This is a genomic window from Mesorhizobium sp. M0239 (assembly GCF_040321815.1).
In the GTDB taxonomy this organism is placed as follows: Bacteria; Pseudomonadota; Alphaproteobacteria; order Rhizobiales; family Rhizobiaceae; genus Mesorhizobium.
The window spans coordinates 136,623-154,638 of sequence record NZ_JAMYSG010000012.1 but is presented as its reverse complement, the minus strand read 5'-3'; the positions used below and the strand labels follow the sequence as shown (position 1 = coordinate 154,638).

Sequence of the window (18,016 nt, the reverse complement as noted above, 5' to 3'; positions counted from 1 at the left end):
AGCCAACAATGGGAGTTAAGTCATGACAATTTATAAGAGTAATGGCGATCGCGTTCCGGATCACATCCTGGCCATGGCCGAAGAAGCCAAGGCAGGCAAGGTGGACCGCCGCGAATTCCTGGCCATGGCCAGCGTCTTCGGCGCATCGACGGCAATGGCTTACGGCTTGCTCGGGCTCGCCGATCCGACGCCGGCGAAGGCCGAAGAGGTAAAGGGCAAGAAGGGCGGCACGCTGAAGATCGCCCAGTGGATCAAGGATCCCAAGGACCCGCGCAAGGCCGACTGGTCGGAAATCGCCAATGCCGAGCGCCAGGCGCTCGAGCCGCTGGTCAAGTACACGTCCGAATACACGTTCCGCCCCTATCTGCTGGAAAGCTGGGACGTCAACGACGATGCCACGCAGTACACGCTGCATGTGCGCAAGGGCGTCACCTGGTCGAATGGCGATGCCTTCACAGCCGATGACGTCATCTTCAACCTGAAGCGCTGGGCCGACAAGAAAGCCGAAGGCAACTCCATGCCCGGCCGTCTCGGCTCGCTGGTCAAGGACGACAAGCTCGACGAAAGCGCCGTGACCAAGCCGGACGACCACACGGTCGTGCTGAAGCTCACCAAGCCGGACATCGCGCTGATTCCGAACATGTGCGACTATCCCGGCCTCATCGTCCACAAGACCTTCGACGAGAAGGGCGGCGACTTCAAGGCCTGCCCGATCGGCACCGGTCCGTTCGAACTCGTCTCCTACGATGTCGGTCAGAAGGTGGTCTACAAGCGCCGCACCGACGACAAGTGGTGGGACGGCGAAGTGTTCCTCGACGGCCTGGAATTCATCGACTACGGCACCGATCCGGCAGCCATGGTCAGCGCTTTCGAAGCCGGCGAAGTGCACACCAATTTCGAGACTTCGGCCGACTACGTATCGATCCTCGACGGCATGGACCTGGTGAAGTCGGAGATCGTCACCGCGTCGACCATCGTCTGCCGCACCAACGTCAACAACAAGCCCTATGGCGACCAGAAGGTGCGCAACGCGCTGCAGCTTGCGGTCGACAACAATGTGGTCTTGCAGCTCGGCTACGGCAATGCCGGCTCGGTCGCCGAAAACCACCATGTCTGCTCGATCCATCCGGAATATTACGAGCTGCCCAAGGTTGCCCGTGATCCGGCCAAGGCGAAGGCGCTGATGGCGGAAGCCGGCCAGGCCGACTTCGAACACGAGCTGATCACTGTCGACGAGGACTGGCACAAGAACACCGGCGATGCGATCGCCGCCCAGCTGCGCGACGCCGGCATCAAGGTGAAGCGCACCGTTCTGCCGGGTTCGACGTTCTGGAACGACTGGACGAAGTATCCGCTGTCGATGACCAACTGGAACATGCGCCCGCTCGGCGTCCAGGTTCTAGCCATCGCCTATCGCACCGGCGAGGCCTGGAACGAGGCCGGCTGGTCGAATCCGGACTGGGATGCCAAGCTCAATGCGGCGCTCGCCGTTGCCGACGCCGCCAAGCGCAAGGAAATGATGAAGGACATCGAGCAGATCCTGCAGGATTCCGGCATCATGATCCAGCCGTACTGGCGCAAGCTCTACAGCCACTCGGTCAAGGCGGTGCAGAACTACAAGATGCACCCGACCTTCGAGCGCGACTACGGCAAGATCTGGCTCGAGCAGGCTTGATCGCATCGACATAGGGGAAGGGGCTCGCTCCCTTCCCCTGCTCTTTGCATCGTCCGTCCCTCCTGGTCCGCACTTTCTCAAAAAAGTTACGGACTCGCGGGCAAGGCCATGCAACAAAAACAGGGTTGATCGCATCCGAAGGCCTGTTTGACAGCCAGCCCCGCCGGTCACGGCAGGGTTGGCTTTCATAGCCGGCTCAAACCCCAACCCATCGGCAGGGGGCCGCCATGCTTTCCTTCGTTATCAGGCGTCTTGGCACCATGGCATTGACGATGCTGTGCCTGACCATGGTCGTCTTCTTCCTGATCAACCTCGAACCCAATCTGAAGAAGCTGGCGATCAGCCAGACCGAAATGCATACGTCGGCCGAGCAGCTCGAGAGCTGGCTGGTCAACCATGGCTATCGGCAGAACTTCTTCGTCCGCTATGGGCAGTGGCTGGGCGTGGTGCCCAAGCAACCTGTGACAGACCCGGCGACCGGCAAGCCGGCGCAGCGTTTCTCCTTCTGCAACGATCCGCTCGTCCCGACCTTCGCCGGCGTTTTCCAGGGCGATTTCGGCTGCTCGACCAAGTTCAAGGCGACCGTCGCCTCAAAACTGTTTCCGGCACTTGGCGCTACGGGCATCCTGATGTTCTGGGTGCTGATGGTGATGGTGCCGATCTCGCTGCTGATCGGCATTCTGGCCGGCATGCGCGAGGGGTCGCGAACCGACCGGGTGCTGTCCGTGGCGTCGATCGCCTCGACGGCGACGCCTGAATATGTGTCGGGCGTCATCTTCACCGTCATCTTCGCCTCATGGCTAGGCTGGCTGAACGGCTCGGCGGCTTCGGCCAGCCAGGGCATCACCTTCTACAATTTCACTTTGCCGGTGATGACGCTGGCGATCTACGGCATCGGCTATATCGCCCGCATGACGCGTGCTTCGATGGTCGAAGTGATGACGCAGCAATATATCCGCACTGCCAGGTTGAAGGGTCTTTCCTTCGGCAGCGTCGTGGTCAAACATGCCTTGCGCAACGCGCTGATCGCGCCGTTCACAGTCATCATGCTGCAGTTTCCCTGGCTGCTCACCGGCGTCGTCATCGTCGAGGTGATGTTTCGTTACCAGGGCTTCGGCTACACGCTGGTCGAGGCGGCCGGCAACAACGACATCGACCTTTTGCTCGGCTGCTCGCTGGTCTCGGTGTTCATCGTCTTGATCACGCAGCTCATTTCCGATGTCGGCTACGCATTTCTCAATCCGCGTATCAGAGTTCAGTAGGGAGCGAAGCGGATGCCGGTTCAATACATCAGTGGCTTCACCGTCGTTCTCGAAGTGCTGTCGCGCTTCTGGCCGGTCTGGATCGCGCTCGTCATCGTCATGGGCGCGAGCTTCGCCTACAAGAAGAAGCTGGCGCTCTACGGCCAGCTGTTCGACAGCGGTGTCGGCATCGTCGGCGTCGGCATCTGCCTGTTCTGGCTGTTCACGGCAATCTTCGCCGCGACCGTTTCTCCCTTCGATCCGCTGGCCCAGATTCCCATCATGAAGGATGTGCTGCCGGGCGCCGTCGAACCGAAATCGGGGCTGACCTATCTGTTCGGCGGCGACAAGCTGGCGCGCGACGTGTTTTCGCGCATGGTCTATGGCAGCCAGATCGTGCTGATCATCGCGCCTGCGGCAACCGGCTTCGCGCTGATGGTCGGCATCACGCTCGGCCTGCCCGCCGGCTACTACGGCGGCAAGATCGACACCGTGCTGTCGTTCCTGGCCAATCTCGTGCTGGCCTTCCCTGTGATCCTGCTGTTCTACCTTTTGGTGACGCCGGGCATCATGGACACGCCGATCCCTTATGGCATGGCCGGCGTCTTCTTCCTGTTCCCGATCATCTTCTTCAGCGTGCTGTTCTGGACCCGCTACAAAAACCGGCCCGACCGGCTCTACATCCTGCTCGGCATCACCCTGATCCTCGGCGGCTGGATCTATGCCGGCCTGGTCTTCGACGCCGATCCGCTGAAGATCGTGCATATCGACCCCAACCAGCTCAATATCTTCGTGGCGGTGGTGTTCGCGTCCAGCCCCGGCGTGTTCCGCATCGTGCGTGGCTTGGTGATGGACATCAAGACGCGTGACTATGTGGCGGCGGCGCAGACGCGCGGTGAATCGCCCTGGTACATCATGCTATGGGAGATCCTGCCCAATGCGCGCGGGCCACTGATCGTCGACGCCTGCCTGCGCATCGGCTACACCACGATCCTGCTCGGCACGCTCGGTTATTTCGGCCTTGGCCTGGCGCCGGAAAGTCCGGACTGGGGCACTGCGATCAAGGACGCCAGCCGCCTGCTGCGGTCCTTCATCCACCCGGCGTTGCCGCCGACGATCGCACTGATGTCGTTCGTGCTGGGCTTGAACCTGCTCGCCGACTCGCTGCGCGAACAATCGATGAAAGACTGATCTCGCGGGTTTCGACCCGATGCGCCTGATAGAAACAGGCCTAGAAGAACCAGGATTGGAGCGACCCATGAACGAGGCAGTTCGAAATCCCGCCACGCCAACCAATGGGCCGGCCAACGCGCCGATCATCGAGATCGAGAACCTGTCGATCTCCTTCTTCACCCGCAAGGGCGAGATCCCGGCGGTCATGGATTTTTCCTGCACCGTCATGCCCGGCGAGGCGATGGGCATCGTCGGCGAATCCGGCTGCGGCAAGTCGACCGTGTCGCTCGGCATCATGCGCGACCTCTCCAACATCGGGAAGATCGTCGGCGGCAAGATCAAGTTCCAGGGCAAGGACATGGGCGAGCTCTCCGACGAGGAGTTGCGCTCCATTCGCGGCAACAAGATCGCGATGATCTACCAGGAGCCGATGGCGAGCCTGAACCCGGCGATGAAGGTCGGCCAGCAATTGATGGAAGTGCCGCTGATCCACGACAAGGTGTCGAAGGAAGAGGCCCATAAACGCGCGCTTGACATGGTGCGCGCGGTCAAGCTGCCTGATCCCGAGCGCATGATGCGCTCCTATCCGCACCAGCTCTCGGGCGGCCAGCAGCAACGCATCGTCATTGCCATGGCGCTGCTGTCGAAGCCGGCGCTGCTTTTGCTCGACGAACCGACGACGGCGCTCGACGTGACGGTGGAGGCCGGCATTGTCGACCTGGTCAAGGGGCTCGGCGAGAAGTTCGGCACGTCGATGATTTTCGTGTCGCACAATCTCGGCCTGATCCTGGAAACCTGCGACCGCATCACGGTTATGTATTCGGGCGAAGCGGTCGAAACGGGCAAGATCAAGGACGTGTTCGACCGGATGCGCCACCCCTATACGCAAGGGCTGTTCCGCTCGATCCCGCTGCCCGGCGCCGACAAGAATTCGCGGCCGCTAATTTCGATCCCCGGCCAGCTACCGCTGCCGCACGAGCGGCCCAAGGGCTGCAATTTCGGCCCTCGCTGCCACCATTTCGTCGAGGGCGTCTGCAACGCCGCCGAAATCCCGATGATCGAGGTCGCGGGCCACGAAGGCCATTTCTCGCGCTGCGTGCGCTTCAACGAGATCGACTGGGAGGCGCTGCCGCCCGGCGCCAAGAAGGTCAATGAGCGCGTCGTGCCCGGCGCTCCGGTGCTCAAGATCGAGGATCTCAGAAAATACTACAGGGTCGGCGGCAGCGAGGTGTTCGGCTCGAGCGAGGGCCGCGTCGTCAAGGCCAACGAGACGATCTCGTTCATGGCGCGGGAATCCGAGACGGTTGCCATCGTCGGCGAATCCGGCTGCGGAAAGTCGACGCTGGCCAAGGTGCTGCTTGGGCTGGAGACGGCAAGTGCCGGCACGGTGACGCTGGGCAACAAGGAAATCCAGTCGACCGGCATCGAGAAACGGAGCGTCGACACGGTGTCGTCGATCCAGATGGTGTTCCAGAATCCGTTCGACACGCTCAATCCCAGCCATTCGGTCGGTTCGCAGATCATCCGCACGCTGGAGAAGTTCAACGTCGGCAAGACGGTTGCCGATCGCCGCAAGCGCATGCTGGAACTGCTCGACCTGGTGAAGCTGCCGCGGGCATTCGAAACCCGCAAGCCGCGCCAGCTATCGGGCGGCCAGAAGCAGCGCATCGGCGTGGCGCGCGCCTTTGCCGGCGACGCCAAGGTGGTGGTGGCCGACGAGCCGGTCTCGGCATTGGACGTGTCGGTGCAGGCGGCGGTGACCGAACTGCTGATGGACATCCAGCGCAAGAACAAGACGACAATGCTGTTCATCAGCCATGATCTGTCGGTCGTGCGCTACATCGCCGACCGCGTCGTGGTCATGTATCTCGGCTATATTGTCGAGCAAGGCACGACCGACCAGATCTTCGCGCCGCCCTACCATCCCTATACCGAGGCGCTGCTGTCGGCGATCCCGATCGCTGACACCAGCGTGGTCAAGCGGCACATCGTGCTGGAGGGCGACATTCCCTCGGCGATGAACCCACCGTCCGGCTGCCCGTTCCAGACCCGCTGCGGCTACAAGAAGCTGGTGCCTGACAATCTGTGCGAGACCAAGGTGCCACCGGTCAAGCATCTCGGCGGCGGCCATATGAGCCTGTGCTGGCTCTCCGACGATGTGCTGGCAACGATGGAGCCGGTGATCAAGTTCGACAAGGAGCACGCCGCGCACGAAGGCGTGCCGGATGACGCGCCGCATGGCGATGGCCCCGGTTTTGCCGGCACGCCACCGAAGCGTCCGCGCGGCAAGACGGGCAGCGCGGAAGCCGATGCAGCGAGGCAGGCCGGCGAGGAGACGGAAGCCGTTTCGAAAGCCCGCCGTCACGAGGTCCGCGACGAGGTTTCGGAAACCGGCGATACCCCAAAGCCGGGCGTTTCTAGGAAACCGAACTGACCGGCATCAGGCAATGCCATCAATTTCATATGCTGCGCAAAACATGCGTCCCTTGAGAATCTCAGTCTGTTGCTCTATGTGATGCGTGATGTTTGATGCTTGGAAAGGAGGACGAATTGTGAGAACGACACTTGCAATCGATGATGATGTCCTTCTTGCCGCCAAGGCTATGGCGCGGCAGCAGGATCGCAGCGTGGGAGAAGTCATTTCCGATCTGGTTCGCCGTTCGCTGCGTCGGCCGCAGGCGGGCGGTGAGCGCAACGGCATTCCCTTGCTTTCGTCGCGGCCCGGCGGGCCGATGGTCGATCTCGAAACGGTCAATGCGCTTCGCGACGAGCTGCCGTGACCTTCCTGCTCGACGTCAATGTGTTGATTGCGCTGATCGATCCGGCTCATGTCGCGCATGACGATGCCCATCGGTGGTTCGAATCCACCGGGCATCACTCATGGGCCACATGCCCCATCACCGAGAATGGCGTTATCAGGATCGTGGGCAACCCCAAATACCCCAACTCTCCTGGCTCCCCTGCCGTCGTCGCGCCGATCGTCGGCAAATTGCGCGCACTTGCCGGACACCAGTTCTGGCCCGATGACATTAGCCTTGTCAGTTCCAGAGAGATCGACGCGGGCAAGATCCTGACTTCGACGCAAGTAACCGACAGTTATCTGCTGGCGCTGGCCAAGTCGCATGACGGCGAGTTGGCGACGTTCGACCGAAAGCTATCGGCGACGGCGGTAAAATCAGGGAAGGCAATCCTTCATCTGATCCCAAGCAAATGAATCGCTGAGATCTTTTCTGCTCGAGGGGCGACATCGCTTTTCGCAGCGCCAAGTGATTTCACTTGGCTGCGTAATGCTCCGGCAAAGTCAGTTGCCGCACTCGCTCAGTTGCTGCGCATAGTCCCGCGCCATCTTGTCGGTGGCCCGGGCATAGCCCTGGACGCCGGCATCGCCCCGGTTGCCGCGGCCATAGGCGGTCCAGCCGAGATAGTAGGCCAGATAGAGGTTGTAGGTATCGTTGCGGGCAACGCCATACGTGTCTGCGGTCTTGGAATGATACCAGCCGACAAAGTCGACGGCGTCGGCGAATTTCGTCCGCCGTGCCGCCCAGTTGCCGGTTTCGCGCTGATATTGCGACCAGGTGCCGTCCAGCGCCTGCGAGAAGCCGGTGGCCGACGAGACATGCTTCCACGGAATGAAGCCGAGCAGCTTGGTGCGCGGCGGCCGTGCATTGCTCTTGAAACCGGATTCCTTGCGCACCGTCGCCATCAGCACGGGAACGGGGATGCCGTATTTCTGCTGGGCGCGCTCGGCGGCCGACTGCCAGTTGTCGAACCAGCCGTCATTCTGGTCGAAGACGGCACAGACATTGTTGATGTGGCTGGGCGGCGTGGCGCAGGCCGAGAGCGCCAGCAGCACGCAAACCGCACCAATTTTACTAAAACTCGAACTACGCATGGGCAGAGCAATAGGCCGAAATCATAAAGGGAATCTTGCGGCGTCCGTTAACGCTTCGCCGGCGCAGTCTCTCAAGGAAATCCAGTATCGATAATCCGACGCACTTCGTCGCTTTTTCTAAACAGACATTGCAGAAATGCCGCCGTGGCTAAAATCGCGCCCGCAGACGACGTATTTCTGACAGCTTGCCCGGTTTGCCGGGGCTTTGATACCGGCATGAACGAACCAAGACGCAAACGCGGCGCCGAGCGCACCAGCAACAGAGGGCCATCGGCCATCCCGCAACTGTCGCTCAGGCGGGTGACAAATCCCTATCCGCCAATGGCGATGCTGTCGCCCGACCAGATCGAGCAGATCCATCAGGCGTCGATGCACATATTGGAGAATTTCGGCATCGAGGTGATGAGCCCGCGGGCGCTGTCGCTGTTCGAGAAGGCCGGCGCCAAAGTCGATCATGCCTCGGCGAATGTCCGCATCGATCGCGGCCTGGTCGAAGACGTGCTGAAGACCACGCAGTCCAGCTATGTGTTGACGCCGCGCAACCCGGCCAACGCGGTTCATCTCGGCGGCAACACCATCAATTTCACGCTGGTTGCCGGACCGCCCAATGTGCACGATATGGAGCGCGGCCGCCGCGCCGGAAATTTGCGCGACTATTCGGATCTGACCCGGTTGGCGCAGCATTTCAACTGCATCCACATGCTGGGCAACCAGGTCTGCGCACCGGTCGAACTGCCGGCCAATTCCCGCCATCTCGACACCTATTTCACCAATCTGACGCTGACCGACAAGAGTTTCCATGTCTCGGCGATCGGGAGGGGCAGGGCGCTTGACGGCATCGAGATGATGGCGATTTCGCGCGGGCTGACGCTCGATCAGATGCGCGACGATCCCGGCATCACCACGATCATCTCGGTCAACTCGCCGCGCCGCTTCGATGAGATGATGGCCGAAGGACTGATGACCATGGCCGAGTTCGGCCAGTCGGTGGCGGTGACGCCGTTCACGCTGATGGGGGCGATGAGCCCGGTGACGCTGGCCGGCGCGCTGGCGCAGCAGAACGCCGAGGCGCTGTTCGGCGTCGCGCTGACGCAGCTTGTCCGTCCAGGCGCGCCGGTCATGTATGGCGCCTTCACCTCCAATGTCGACATGAAGTCGGGCGCGCCGGCCTTCGGCACGCCGGAGAACACCAAGGCCAACATCGCGTCGGGGCAATTGGCGCGGCGATACGGGCTTCCGTACCGCACGACGCCGGGCTCGGCTTCCAACGCTGCCGATGCGCAGGGCGCCTATGAGACGCTGATGGCGCTGTGGGGCGCGGTGCTCGGCCACGGCAACCTCGTCTACCACGCCGCCGGCTGGCAGGAGGGCGGGCTGACGGCGTCGTTCGAAAAATTCATCATCGATGTCGAGATGATCCAGCACATGATGGAGTTCTTGCGCCCGATCGAGGTCAATGAGGCCGAGCTCGCCGTCGAGGCGTTGGGCGCGGTGCCGACCGGCGGCCATTTCTTCGGCGAACCGCACACGCTGGAGCGCTACGCCACCGCCTTCTACCAGCCGATGCTGTCCAACTGGCAGAATTACGAGGCGTGGCAGGAGGCTGGCGGGCTCGACGCGACGGCGCGCGCGACGCGGCTGTGGAAGAAGGCGCTGGAAGACTATGTCGAGCCGGTGATGGATATCGCCGTGCGCGAGGCGCTGGAGGCTTACATGGCCAGGCGCAAGGAAGCGATCGGGCAGGGCGAGCCGTGATCGTTCCCAGCTTGAATCCACTCACCCATCCAACTCACTGATAACAGAGCAAAACTCATGAAATCGCATGCAAAGGTCGTGGTCATTGGCGGTGGCGTCGTCGGGTGCTCCGTGCTGTTCCATCTCGCCCGCCACGGCTGGACCGATGTTGTCCTGCTGGAGCGCGACGAATTGACGTCCGGCTCGACCTGGCACGCGGCCGGCGGCATGCACACCATTAATGGCGACCCTAACGTCGCCAAGCTGCAGAAATACACCATCAACCTCTACAAGGAGATCGAGGAGCTTTCCGGGCAGGCGACCGGCGTGCATCTGACCGGTGGCGTGCTTCTGGCGGCAACCGAGGCGCGGCTGGACTGGCTGCGCGGCGTCGTCGCCAAGGGCCGCTATCTCGGCATCGAGCTGGAGGAGATCTCGCCCAACGAGGCGGCCGAACTGATGCCGCTTCTCGACCCCAGGCAGTTCGTCGGCGCCGTCAGGAACAAGGAGGACGGCCATCTCGACCCCTCGGGCGTCACCCATGCCTATGCCAAGGCCGCGCGGAAACTTGGGGCGGAAGTGGAGCGTTTCACCAAGGTCGAGGACATCGTGCGGCGTCCCGACGGGCTGTGGCGGGTCATCACCAACAAGGGCGAGGTGGTGGCCGAGCATGTCGTCAATGCCGGCGGCCTGTGGGCGCGCGAGGTCGGCCGCATGGTTGGTCTCGAACTGCCGGTGCTGGCCATGGAGCACATGTACCTGATCACCGAGGATATGCCGGAGGTCGCCGCCTGGAACGCCAAGACCGGCACCGAGATCATCCACGCGGTCGACTTCGATGGCGAGCTTTACCTGCGCCAGGAGCGCGGCGGCATGCTGATGGGCACCTATGAGAAGGCCAACAAGCCGTGGTCCGAATACCAGACGCCGTGGAATTTCGGCCATGAATTGCTGGCGCCCGACATCGACCGCATAGCGCCATCGCTGGAGGTCGGCTTTCGGCATTTCCCGGCCTTCCAGAACACCGGCATCAAGCAGATCATCAACGGCCCCTTCACTTTCGCCCCTGACGGCAACCCGCTGGTCGGGCCGGTGCGCGGCCTGCCGGGCTTCTGGGTCGCTTGCGGCGTCATGGCCGGTTTTTCGCAAGGCGGCGGCGTCGGCCTCGCTTTGTCGAACTGGATGATCGAGGGCGATCCCGGCGCCGATATCTGGGCGATGGATGTCGCGCGCTACGGCGACTGGGCGACGATGGCCTATACCAACGCCAAGGTGCGCGAGAATTATTCCAGGCGCTTTTCGATCCGCTTCCCCAATGAGGAGTTGCCCGCCGGGCGGCCGCTGAAGACGACGCCGATCTATGATCTGCTGTCTGCTGGGGGTGCGCAATGGGGCGTTGCCTATGGGCTGGAAGTGCCGCTGTGGTACGCGCCGGAAGGCGTCAAGGACGAATTCTCGTGGCGCCGCTCGAGCGACTTCACGCAGGTCGCCAGGGAGGTCGCGACGGTTCGTGACGGTGTCGGCCTGTCCGAGATTTCGAGCTTCGCCAAATACAAGGTGACGGGTGAGGGGGCGGCCGCCTGGCTCGACCGGATGCTTGCCTGCAAACTGCCGAAGCCCGGCCGCATGACGCTGGCGCCGATGCTGAAGCAGGACGGCAGGCTGATCGGCGACTTCACGCTGGCCAATCTGGGGGAAGACGGCTGGTTCCTCGCCGGCTCCGGCATCGCCGAGCAATACCACATGCGCTGGTTCGAGCAGCACCTGCCAGACGACGGCTCGGTCCGCATCGAGGCGCTGGGCCAGAAGCTCAGCGGCTTGTCGATCGCGGGGCCGAAGGCGCGGGATGTGCTGGCAAAGGCCACGCGTTCGGATGTCTCCAATGCGGCATTTTCCTTCATGGCCATTGGCCGGATGGATATCGGCATGGCGCCATGCCTGATCGGCCGTGTGAGCTATACCGGCGATCTCGGCTACGAAATCTGGGTGGCGCCGGAATACCAGCGCGCCGCCTATCAAGCGCTGATGGCGGCGGGCGAGGAATTCGGCATCGGCCTGTTTGGCTCGCGCGCGCTCAATGCGCTGCGGCTGGACAAGAATTACGGCTCATGGGGGCGCGAGTACCGGCCGATCTACGGACCGCTGGAAGCGGGGCTCGACCGCTTCGTTGCTTACGGCAAGGACGCCGATTTCATCGGCAAGGCCGCGGCGCTGGCCGAGCGCAAGCTGGGCGGCAAATTGCGCCTGCGCGCCTTTATCGTCGATGCCGACGATGCCGATGTCATTGGCGACGAGCCGATCTGGTTCGATGGTGCGGTGCGCGGCTGGGTGACGTCGGGCGGCTATGCGCATCATTCGAAGAAATCCGTTGCCGTCGGCTATGTGCCGAAGGAGATCGCCGATGAGAGCGACGGCTTCGAAATCGAGCTGCTGGGCAAGCGCCATGCGGCGCGCATTCAGGTGGTGCCGCTTTTCGACGCCAATTTCGAACGGATGCGCGCCTGAAGCGCATCGGCAAAGCCGAAGCGCTTCAGATTCCTGTTTTGTACATGTCGTTGTCCCAAAACCGCGGGCACTTTTGGGCGACGTGCACTAGGCCCGCATCCTCTTTCTGGCGTCAGGCGCTGCGGCGGTTGTCCAGCGCGAAGGCGCCGGCGCCGGCAAACACCAGATAGAGGAAGATGAAGCAGAACGAGATCGCCGAATCGCCGCCATTGTTGACCGGGAAGAAGTCGCGCGGCGCGTGCGCCATGAAATAGGCGATCGCCATTTCGCCGGCCAGAAGGAACGCGACCGGCCGGGTGAACAGGCCCAGCGCCAGCAGGATGCCGCCGGCGAATTCGAGGATGCCGGCGGTGAGTGACAGCCCGCTCAAAGCACCGGCGTGGTCGCTGACCGGGAAATTGAACAGCTTCTGGGTGCCGTGTTCGATGAACTGCAGCGCGGTCACAATGCGCAGAATGCCGAGTGCCTGCGGCTGATATCTGGCAAGGCCGTCGAAAGGCTTCATCTAAAACTCCTTTAGCTTCCGGGATCGGCCATAGTTTATCGCCCGGCATTGGACCATTCATTTCCCCTGGTTTGCCATCAACAATCAGTGATTGGGAATGTTCCCAATTCCCTTCAAATGTTTCTCGCCAGGGTTGCATTAATACCTCTATGGTTGTATTAATGCGTGTACAACAATCTGAATGTGTGGGGGTCTTGCCATGAAAAAAGTCGTCATCAGCCTGTTCGCGATCGTCGCAGGCACCAGCTTCGCCATGGCCGAGGACGCCGGCTGTGAGGCCTTCAAATGGCCGGTGACGCGGGAGCAGACCCTGTTTGCCGCGGCACCGGCAACGCCGCCCGGAGCGGCGCTGGCGGTTGGTGCGGCTGCGGACCTGGCGCTGGTGCCGGTAGAGAAAGCCGGTTTTGCGGTGGCGCCCGAACGTGCGCCGGCATCAGACACGTTTGGGGCCGTCGCCAGCGTGGAAGTGCCGTCCGAGGGAGCCATTCAGATAAGTCTCTCGGGGGAGGCCTGGATCGATGTCATCCAGGATGGCCAGGCCATCAAGTCGGCGGGCTATAGTGGCGTGAAAACATGCCCTGGCATCCGCAAGAGCGTGCGCTTCAAGCTTGCGCCCGGCCCGGCCACCGTCCAGTTCAGCGGCGCGAAAAAAGCTGAGTTGAAGGTTGCGGTGCTGGCGCCGGAATGAGACGGCGCCAGGCAGGGGTAGAGGCCTTCATCGGTGGTCTGATGAAAACCCGCGCTTTGTGTCAGCGGTTTTCGATCGCGGTCAGCGGACTGGCGCCATCAAGGCGAAGTGCGCGTCTTGCGGGTCCTGGCATTGGACGATCCAACTGCCGCCGGGGACCTCCATCGGGCCCATCAGGATCTTGCCGCCATTGTCGGTGACCCGTTTTGCGGCCGCGTCGATGGCCGCAACGTTGAAGTAGAATTGCCAGACCGGCACCGGGATCTGCTCCGGCTTGTTCATGATGCCGCCGCCGGATTCGGGGCCAGCCGTAAAAGTCTGGTAAGTGCCCATCGGACCCATGTCGAAATCGCCGGCGTCGATCCAGCCGAACTGCTCGGAATAGAAATCGAACGCGGCTTTCCAGTCGCTCGTATAAAGCTCGTGCCAGCCGATGTGGCCCGGCGTGCCGGCCGGCACGACAGGCTGGTCGGGACCGTTCGGCTGCAGGAACATGAAGGTCGTGCCTTGCGGACCGGCGACGACGGCAAAGCGGCCGACACCCAGAATGTCGTCGGGCTGGCGGTGAACGGTGCCGCCGGCTTTCTCCAGCGATGCCGTGGCGGCGTCGACATCCTTGGTGTGAATATAGCCAAGCCAGGCAGGCGGCATGCCCATCTTGGCGGCATCCTCGGGCAAGGTCATCAGTCCGCCGACGCCACGTTCGCCGACATTCATCACGATATAGCGCGGCATGCCGGGTGCCTTATCGAAGGGCTGCGCCGTCCAGCCGACCACTTGGGTGTAGAACGCCTCGGCGGCGTCGAGATCTGATGTCATCAATTCGTACCAGAAGAAGGGCATCGGGGTTTTCGGCATTTTCGGTCTCCTCACCTTTCATGGATCGATCGTCGTCCATCTTAGGACGATCCTCACGACGGAAATCCGACACGCCCGGACAACAATGGGTGTGTGTGCCAAGCGTTCCCTGGTTGCGCGAGCTCTGGTTTTCGATTTCTCTGCGGTGATGAGGGGTTGTCGTCCATGCGCTTGATGTCGCTCACGCCCGAGCTTGTCGCACTGTGCCATCGGGAAGAGGCCGATCCCGGCCCGGACCCGAGTTGGACAGACATGAACGACGAGGATTTCCGCACCCTTGCCTTGCGGCTGTCCAATGAAGCCGATGAGGGACCACTATGGGTGTTCGCTTACGGGTCCCTGATCTGGAAGCCGGAATTCGAGTCGGTCGAGCAACAGCTCGCCACGGCCTTTGGCTGGCACCGCTCTTTTTGCCTCGACATGGTGCGTTGGCGGGGCAGCGCCGAGCAGCCGGGGTTGATGATGGCGCTCGAACGGGGCGGACGCTGCAACGGCGTGATCTACCGCTTGCCGGAGGGCGAAAAGCCGGCGCAGATCGAAAGGCTGCTGCGACGCGAGATCAGCGACCACGAAAGCATCGAGACGGTCCGGTGGCTGCCGGTGCATACGCCGCAAGGTACGCTGCGCGCGCTTGGCTTCTGGGTCGGCGTGAAGGGCAGGGGAACGTCGCTGAACCAGCCGCTGGACAGAGTGGCGAGCGTGCTGGCCAGAGCCTGCGGGCATATTGGATCCGGCGCCGAATATCTCTACAACACGGTCAGCCATCTCGAGGAATTCGGCATCCATGACCGCAATCTGTGGCGGCTGCAGCAACTGGTAGCCGACGAGGTCAAGACCATTCATGGCTGTAAGCTTGAACCCGGCCATTCGCGCGCACTGTAAAAGTGGCCCTCGCCTCCAATAACATGACTAAAAAAATCATGTTATTGTCGAGCCTTTTCAGTGGCTTGCGCCGAAAATTGACCAATTGATAAAAAAATAAAACGTGCTAGCCTTCCTCAAAAGAAAACATGGGGAACTGACGATGCCAGAAGGCCAATTCAGGGAAGGCATTGCGGGCGGCAGGCTCTCGGCCGACCAGTATGCGGACAATTTTTCCGACCTGCATCCGCCGCTCGATCACCACGAGGCGCTGGTCGAATCCGATCGTTGCTATTTCTGCTACGACGCGCCGTGCATGAATGCATGCCCGACCTCGATCGACATTCCGCTGTTCATCCGCCAGATCTCGACCGGCAATCCGATCGGTTCGGCCAAGACCATCTTCGACCAGAACATATTGGGCGGCATGTGCGCCCGCGTCTGCCCGACCGAAACGCTGTGCGAGGAAGTCTGCGTGCGCGAGGTGGCGGAAGGCAAGCCGGTGCAGATCGGCCGCCTGCAGCGCTACGCCACCGATGTCGCCATGGGCGAGAACAAGCAGTTTTATCCGCGCGCCGAGCCGACCGGCAAGACAATCGCCGTGGTCGGCGCCGGGCCGGCCGGCCTTGCCGCCGCGCACCGGCTCGCCCGCCACGGCCATGACGTGACCATCCTGGAAGCGCGCGCGAAGGCCGGTGGCCTCAACGAATACGGCATCGCCGCCTACAAGAGTGTCGACGATTTCGCCCAAGCCGAAGTCAACTACGTGACCGCGATCGGCGGCATCGACATCCAGAACGGCAAGGCGCTCGGCCGCGACTACCAGCTGTCGGACCTGATCCGCAATTACGATGCGGTGTTTCTCGGCATGGGCCTTGGCGGCGTCAACGCGCTGCGTGCTGATGGCGAGGAGGCCGACGGCGTCATCAACGCGGTCGAGTTCATTGCCGAACTGCGCCAGGCCAGCGACCTTTCCGGCCTGCCGGTTGGCCGCCGTGTCGTCGTCATCGGTGGAGGCATGACGGCCATAGACGCCGCGGTACAGTCGAAGCTGCTCGGCGCCGAGGAGGTGACGATCTGCTACCGGCGCGGCCAGGAGCACATGAACGCTTCCGAATTCGAACAGGATCTGGCGGCAGCCAACGGCGTCAGCATCCGCCACTGGCTGCAGCCGAAGCGGGTGATCGCCGAAGGCGGCAAGGTCACCGCCGTCGAATTCGAATACACGGCGCTGAACGGCGACAGGCTTGCCGGCACCGGCGAGACACTGACGCTCGTTGCCGACCAGGTGTTCAAGGCGATTGGACAGAGTTTTGTGCCGGTCGCCCTTAATGGCAGCGGTGCGTCGATCGATCTTGAAGCCGGCCGCATCAAGGTCGATGCGGAAGGGCGCACTTCTCTCGCCAGGGTCTGGGCCGGCGGCGACTGCATCTTCGGTGGCGACGACCTGACCGTCTCGGCGGTCGCGCAAGGCCGCGACGCTGCGGAGAGCATCAATCGGGCACTGACCTCGAACGGGAGGGCATGAGCATGGCAGATATCAGAAACAATTTCGTCGGCATCAAATCGCCAAATCCGTTCTGGCTGGCCTCGGCGCCGCCGACCGACAAGGCCTACAACGTCATCCGCGCCTTCAAGGCCGGCTGGGGCGGCGTGGTGTGGAAGACGCTGGGCGAGGAAGGCCCACCGGTGGTCAACGTCAACGGCCCGCGCTACGGCGCGATCTGGGGCGCCGACCGCCGCCTGCTCGGCCTCAACAACATCGAGCTGATCACCGACCGCGACCTGCAGGTCAATTTGCGCGAGATCAAGCAGGTCAAGAAGGACTGGCCCGACCGCGCCATCGTCGTCTCGCTGATGGTGCCATGCGTCGAGGAGGCCTGGAAGGCGATCCTGCCGGTGGTCGAGGAGACGGAGGCCGACGGCATCGAGCTCAATTTCGGCTGCCCGCACGGCATGTCGGAACGCGGCATGGGTGCCGCCGTCGGCCAGGTGCCGGAATATATCGAAATGGTGGTGCGCTGGTGCAAGCAGAACACCCGCATGCCCGTCATCACCAAGCTGACGCCCAACATCACCGATGTGCGCAAGCCCGCACGGGCGGCACATGCCGGCGGCACTGACGCGGTGTCGCTGATCAACACCATCAATTCAATCACCGGTGTCGACCTCGACAGCTTCGCGCCGCAGCCGACAATCGACGGCAAGGGCTCGCATGGCGGCTATTGCGGCCCGGCGGTGAAGCCGATCGCCATGAACATGGTGGCCGAGATCGCGCGCGATCCCGAAACCCGCGGCCTGCCGATCTCCGGCATCGGCGGCATCACCACCTGGCGCGATGCTGCCGAATTCATGGCGCTCGGCGCCGGCAATGTGCAGGTCTGCACGGCGGCAATGACCTATGGCTTCAAGATCGTGCAGGAAATGATCGCGGGCCTCGAAAACTGGATGGACGAGAAGGGGCACGCCTCGCTCAACGACATCGTCGGCCGCGCCACGCCCAATGTCACCGATTGGCAGTATCTCAACCTGAACTACGTCGCCAAGGCGCGTATCGACCAGGATGCCTGCATCAAATGCGGCCGCTGCCACATCGCCTGCGAGGACACTTCGCACCAGGCGATCACCAGCCTGGTCGACGGCGTCAGGCACTTCGAGGTGATCGAGGCCGAATGCGTCGGCTGCAATCTGTGCGTTAATGTCTGCCCGGTCGAGAACTGCATCACCATGGAACCGCTGGCGGCAGGCGTGATGGACCAGCGCACCGGCAGGCCGGTATCGCCGGTCTATGCCAACTGGACGACGCACCCGAACAATCCGATGGCCAAGGTGGCTGCGGAATAGGGACTTACCCCAACAAAAGAGCGGCGCTTTCGAGCGCCGT

General features: G+C 62.4%; 15 protein-coding genes. 12 read left to right on the top strand and 3 right to left on the bottom strand.

Features of this window, described 5'->3' with window-relative positions; genetic code table 11:
• Window positions 1–22 precede the first annotated feature (22 nt).
• The 6 genes from NKI99_RS15000 to NKI99_RS14975 all read left to right on the top strand — a co-directional run bounded on the left by NKI99_RS15000 (window position 23) and on the right by NKI99_RS14975 (window position 7,303).
• A complete protein-coding gene (locus NKI99_RS15000) occupies window positions 23–1,675 on the top strand; it encodes an ABC transporter substrate-binding protein (RefSeq protein ID WP_023813217.1) in 1,653 nt (550 codons plus the stop codon).
• Window positions 1,676–1,902: 227 nt separating this feature from the next.
• A complete protein-coding gene (locus NKI99_RS14995; protein WP_023813216.1) occupies window positions 1,903–2,937 on the top strand; it encodes an ABC transporter permease in 1,035 nt (344 codons plus the stop codon).
• Window positions 2,938–2,949: 12 nt separating this feature from the next.
• Window positions 2,950–4,107, top strand: a complete 1,158-nt coding sequence (locus NKI99_RS14990; protein WP_023813215.1) for an ABC transporter permease — start codon at window positions 2,950–2,952, stop codon at window positions 4,105–4,107.
• 67 nt (window positions 4,108–4,174) lie between these two features.
• A complete protein-coding gene (locus tag NKI99_RS14985) occupies window positions 4,175–6,523 on the top strand; it encodes a dipeptide ABC transporter ATP-binding protein (protein WP_128303439.1) in 2,349 nt (782 codons plus the stop codon).
• 118 nt (window positions 6,524–6,641) lie between these two features.
• Window positions 6,642–6,869 (top strand): ribbon-helix-helix domain-containing protein, encoded by a 228-nt coding sequence (locus NKI99_RS14980; RefSeq protein ID WP_023813213.1) that lies wholly within the window; start codon window positions 6,642–6,644, stop codon window positions 6,867–6,869.
• The gene (locus NKI99_RS14975) at window positions 6,866–7,303 is read left to right on the top strand and encodes a TA system VapC family ribonuclease toxin (protein ID WP_352611322.1); all 438 of its coding nucleotides are present in this window, start codon (window positions 6,866–6,868) and stop codon (window positions 7,301–7,303) included. The genes NKI99_RS14980 and NKI99_RS14975 overlap by 4 nt, the downstream gene beginning before the upstream one ends.
• A gap of 87 nt (window positions 7,304–7,390) precedes the next feature.
• On the opposite strand, the gene NKI99_RS14970 is transcribed toward NKI99_RS14975, so the two are convergent.
• A complete protein-coding gene (locus NKI99_RS14970; RefSeq protein WP_023813211.1) occupies window positions 7,391–7,981 on the bottom strand; it encodes a transglycosylase SLT domain-containing protein in 591 nt (196 codons plus the stop codon).
• A 216-nt stretch (window positions 7,982–8,197) separates the two neighbouring features.
• On the opposite strand from NKI99_RS14970, the gene NKI99_RS14965 reads away from it, so the two are divergent.
• Together NKI99_RS14965 and NKI99_RS14960 are read left to right on the top strand one after the other, a co-directional pair.
• On the top strand, window positions 8,198–9,736 hold the full coding sequence (locus tag NKI99_RS14965) for a trimethylamine methyltransferase family protein (protein WP_352611321.1): 1,539 nt from the start codon (window positions 8,198–8,200) through the stop codon (window positions 9,734–9,736).
• A gap of 57 nt (window positions 9,737–9,793) precedes the next feature.
• Window positions 9,794–12,220 carry a GcvT family protein gene (locus tag NKI99_RS14960; protein WP_352611320.1) on the top strand — a complete coding sequence of 809 codons (2,427 nt, stop codon included), beginning with the start codon at window positions 9,794–9,796 and terminating at the stop codon, window positions 12,218–12,220.
• Between the two features lie 112 nt (window positions 12,221–12,332).
• On the opposite strand, the gene NKI99_RS14955 is transcribed toward NKI99_RS14960, so the two are convergent.
• Complete coding sequence (locus NKI99_RS14955) at window positions 12,333–12,725, bottom strand: DoxX family protein (protein WP_023813208.1); 393 nt, start codon at window positions 12,723–12,725, stop codon at window positions 12,333–12,335.
• Between the two features lie 199 nt (window positions 12,726–12,924).
• On the opposite strand from NKI99_RS14955, the gene NKI99_RS14950 reads away from it, so the two are divergent.
• On the top strand, window positions 12,925–13,413 hold the full coding sequence (locus NKI99_RS14950; protein ID WP_023813207.1) for a hypothetical protein: 489 nt from the start codon (window positions 12,925–12,927) through the stop codon (window positions 13,411–13,413).
• An 81-nt stretch (window positions 13,414–13,494) separates the two neighbouring features.
• On the opposite strand, the gene NKI99_RS14945 is transcribed toward NKI99_RS14950, so the two are convergent.
• Entirely contained in the window at window positions 13,495–14,271 is a 777-nt protein-coding gene (locus tag NKI99_RS14945; protein WP_352611319.1) for a VOC family protein, read from the bottom strand.
• A 165-nt stretch (window positions 14,272–14,436) separates the two neighbouring features.
• Here NKI99_RS14945 and NKI99_RS14940 point away from each other — a divergent pair, with 165 nt between their 5' ends.
• From NKI99_RS14940 to preA, 3 genes are all read left to right on the top strand, one after another.
• Entirely contained in the window at window positions 14,437–15,153 is a 717-nt protein-coding gene (locus NKI99_RS14940) for a gamma-glutamylcyclotransferase (RefSeq protein ID WP_023813205.1), read from the top strand.
• 142 nt (window positions 15,154–15,295) lie between these two features.
• Window positions 15,296–16,660, top strand: a complete 1,365-nt coding sequence (locus tag NKI99_RS14935) for an NAD(P)-dependent oxidoreductase (protein WP_352611318.1) — start codon at window positions 15,296–15,298, stop codon at window positions 16,658–16,660.
• A 2-nt stretch (window positions 16,661–16,662) separates the two neighbouring features.
• Window positions 16,663–17,976 carry an NAD-dependent dihydropyrimidine dehydrogenase subunit PreA gene (gene preA, locus NKI99_RS14930; protein WP_352611317.1) on the top strand — a complete coding sequence of 438 codons (1,314 nt, stop codon included), beginning with the start codon at window positions 16,663–16,665 and terminating at the stop codon, window positions 17,974–17,976.
• Window positions 17,977–18,016 lie beyond the last annotated feature (40 nt).